The following is a 645-nucleotide window of genomic DNA, read 5'->3' as shown; positions in this document are numbered from 1 at the left end:
CAGATTGAGCGGTTCGAGGTTGTCGAGACTGGTCGTCGCCGTCGCTGGACCGATGATGAGAAACTCAAGATCGTTCTGGAGAGTTTGCAGGCACCGCGCGCTGTCTCGTCGACAGCACGACGATACGGCATCTCACGCTCGCTCCTGTTGACTTGGCGACGATCGTTTGGAACGCGGACGAGCGAACAACCTCAGCCAGCCTTTGTGCCGGCGATGGTGATGCCAGACCAGCTGCCGGAGCCGGCAGTAGCTTCAGCCGGGCCAGCGAGCGGACGCATGGAGATTGTCGTCGGCAAGGCCTGTCGCGTGATCGTGGACGCCGGCGTTGATATGACCGCGTTGTCTCGCGTATTGGATCTGCTGGAGCGGCGATGATCCCGATCGCGGCAGGGGCGAGGATCTGGATCGCAACCGGTCACACTGACATGCGCAAAGGCATGCAGGGTCTGGCATTGCTGGTGCAGGAGGGGCTGGGGCGAGATCCTTTTGCCGGCGACGTGTTTGTGTTCCGTGGTCGTGCTGGCACCCTGATCAAAGCCCTTTGGCACGACGGGGTCGGGCTGTCGCTTTACGCCAAGCGATTGGACCGTGGCCGCTTCATCTGGCCAGCGACGGTGGATGGGGTGGTGTCGCTGACGGCAGCTC

2 protein-coding genes are annotated in these 645 nt (G+C 62.5%); both read left to right on the top strand.

Translation table 11 applies throughout. From position 1 onward, the window contains the following. The coding region (gene tnpA / locus XI09_RS08450; protein ID WP_271566431.1) for an IS66-like element accessory protein TnpA at window positions 1–375 on the top strand (375 nt) is incomplete at its 5' end. Then, on the top strand, window positions 372–645 hold a 274-nt coding region (gene tnpB / locus XI09_RS08445), incomplete at its 3' end, for an IS66 family insertion sequence element accessory protein TnpB (RefSeq protein WP_271566430.1). The genes tnpA and tnpB, both read left to right, overlap by 4 nt.

Origin of the sequence: Bradyrhizobium sp. CCBAU 11386, assembly GCF_028128955.1 — a bacterium.
Taxonomy (GTDB): Bacteria; Pseudomonadota; Alphaproteobacteria; order Rhizobiales; family Xanthobacteraceae; genus Bradyrhizobium.
This window is presented reverse-complemented; position numbering and strand designations above follow the sequence as displayed.